The organism is Lysinibacillus mangiferihumi, assembly GCF_003049665.1.
GTDB lineage: Bacteria > Bacillota > Bacilli > Bacillales_A > Planococcaceae > Lysinibacillus > Lysinibacillus mangiferihumi.
This window is the reverse complement of record NZ_PYWM01000081.1, coordinates 1-2,616: the sequence shown is the minus strand read 5'-3', so window position 1 is coordinate 2,616 and position 2,616 is coordinate 1. Positions and strand designations below refer to the sequence as shown.

The 2,616-nt window shown below is 31.7% G+C and carries 3 protein-coding genes; all 3 read right to left on the bottom strand.

Going from position 1 to position 2,616, the window contains the following annotated elements:
* Window positions 1-493: 493 nt before the first annotated feature.
* Window positions 494-1,030, bottom strand: a complete 537-nt coding sequence (locus tag C9J37_RS27340; RefSeq protein ID WP_107897918.1) for an RNA 2'-phosphotransferase — start codon at window positions 1,028-1,030, stop codon at window positions 494-496.
* A gap of 85 nt (window positions 1,031-1,115) precedes the next feature.
* Window positions 1,116-1,370 (bottom strand): DUF7660 family protein, encoded by a 255-nt coding sequence (locus C9J37_RS27335; protein WP_036116835.1) that lies wholly within the window; start codon window positions 1,368-1,370, stop codon window positions 1,116-1,118.
* 128 nt (window positions 1,371-1,498) lie between these two features.
* On the bottom strand, window positions 1,499-2,326 hold the full coding sequence (locus tag C9J37_RS27330; RefSeq protein WP_107897917.1) for a hypothetical protein: 828 nt from the start codon (window positions 2,324-2,326) through the stop codon (window positions 1,499-1,501).
* Window positions 2,327-2,616 lie beyond the last annotated feature (290 nt).

The window sequence follows — 2,616 nt, the reverse complement described above, 5'->3', positions numbered from 1 at the left end:
ATTCCTTAAGGTATCTGCTATTCTTTTAATTAATGAAATACCTTTAACGTATACTGCGCTGATTCCCTGTTATTTTTCTCCTATTAACGTTTTCTCCTCTATTATACATTAACAAAATAACCATTTATATGTAAACATTGCCATTTATAAACCAAGAAAAGAGTAGAAAAACCGTTTAGGTCATTCACCTTGTATAGAACCTCATCCAACTCTCGTTGCAAATTTATATTTGGAGAACCAATTCCATTAGTTACATCAAAAACTTTGTTAGAGTCTAACTTATCAGTATCAATAGTCTGAATGTACGTGCCAGTGCTGGGGACAAGTGATGATTAATTTCGAGAGATAAAATAAGCAATATATTTGAAATATCAGGAAATAGAGAAGGAATGTATTACTACTAACAATAAAAACACATGCACATGGGATAATACCATATACATGTGTTTTATTTCTCTGCTACATATTGTAGATTTCTGTACTGTTAATATTTTTAGTAGCTAATAAAATCATACGATATAGCATCTGCTAACCATATCGTTTCATGCGCAAAATAAAATTTCACACCATTTTTATATGCATCTTCTGAATTGATTTTTAAAACTATAGGGGCAGTGTCTCTCCTTTTACCTACTAAGATAGCAGTATGAATGTCTTCAGATAAATGAACATATTGCCTTGTTTTTGGAACCAAGCCATTCTTTATTATTGACTCAAGAAAACGACGACTAGTTCCATGATAAAGCGTGCTAGGTGGCTTCATTTCCTTTTTTTGGATTTTCATAGGAGTCGAATGTCCATAAAACGCTCTTATTTTATCATCTAAAATTTCGTAACGCTTCTTTTCTGACTTCTCAATCATTTTTTTCAAATCATCAAGCTCAATGTGCGACCATTTATCAGATTTTCTTAATGACTTTAACAATTGATCAACTAAAACCCACCCATTAGCATCTAACTCTAATTCATACTTTCCAGGAGAATGGCGTAGAGCATATGCCACCTCTTTACTAAGTTCATCATAATTCATTTATCTTACAGCTCCTTGAATCCTTAAATCCAACCTCTTTTCCATTTCTTTTGTCCATCTGGCAATATTTTTTAGAGTAGATTTTTTACTCATAGATCTTACCCACATACAACATATTCGCCAAAAAGTTCCAATCAATATTTTTAGGTGTATCTAGACCAGAATTTTCATAAAATCCTTCCATGTCTTCCATCCAACCCTCAATGGCTTGAAGGAATAAATCTATAGATTTATTCTCCCATTCATCTCTATTCTTTTTATAATCAGCTGATAATAAATTTACAAATTCTAAGAACTGTTGCTTATTTGAAACGCTTTCAATTTTGTCAAACCAATCCATACAATTCTCCCCTTTCAATTTTTTATCGATTTTATGTTTTCTTCAAAAGCACGCTCGGAGCGAGAGCAGTCCTTTGTAAGGCATTGGCCATGTCATTAAGAGCTATGTAATAGTGCTCAAAAATTAAATTATATATATTTGATTACATCTAAAAATACAGGGTCTGTATCGAGCTCTATTAACTCCTCCATTACAGGAAACAAGTCTTTAATAAGTGGGTGTTCTAGATTCTTCACATCTACACCCATTCTTTTTCTTAGCACAAGGGGCGCAAGTATCTCTGAGGGTAAAAGCATTTTATCTTCTCGATCAAATTCTTGGTACATCTTTGTTCTGCTCAAATGAAATTCACAAGCTTGATTCACAGAAGCATTTATATCTTTTTTTGTTTCATCTGTTAAATTATGTAATAAATTAGAATAGATATCATTAAGTGGTGTAGGGTATTCATAAGGAATTTCTTTATCGTTATAAAATGTTGAAAACATTTTGTTTATAAATTGACAAACTGATTCGGGAGGTTCTACATTAAAATCTATTTTCTCAGGAGAACTATACTGTAACAATTTATGCGCTTTTTCCGTTTCTTGTAAAATCAAGAGATTACAAGCAGACAAACAGACATCAACAAACCAAATTGGTTGAATATCCCCCTGTTTTCCTGCTGCATATAATAGAGGATCTATTGTTCCCCATAACATGCATTGTTTAAGTGAATAACAATAATCATTCTTATTGTTCAAATAGCGTTCTAGAAAATCAGCACAGTACCAGCTGGAAAGGACATTACATGTAGTACCTAAAGTAATATAATCTTTTTTATCTTTAGAACCTGCCAAAAACATTTCTATAATCCTATAACTTTCTTCATACATATAAGAGCGCTCTTTTTCTGCAAAACCTTTGCTCCATTTCTTCACTTTACTCTGAATTTTTTTATAAAGATTGCTTTGCAAATCTATTTTACTCCTTAACGGCATTTTTCAAGAACAATTAATTTATATGAAAAGAAGAGATTACGATATATTCTTTACTTATGTTGCTAATAAGCATCCAATGACCTACAATTTGATTTCATCTGATTCTTTTGGCCATCGTGGTAAAAAAAATAAACTTCCCTTTTATAAAACTCCTCCAACGAATTTCATTTGCATTACTATCCATAATTTCATCTCTAGCGCTCTATTGACAAAAAGTATTGTGGTATATCACCAATTTCAATAAAACGGAGCCCTTTAATATCATT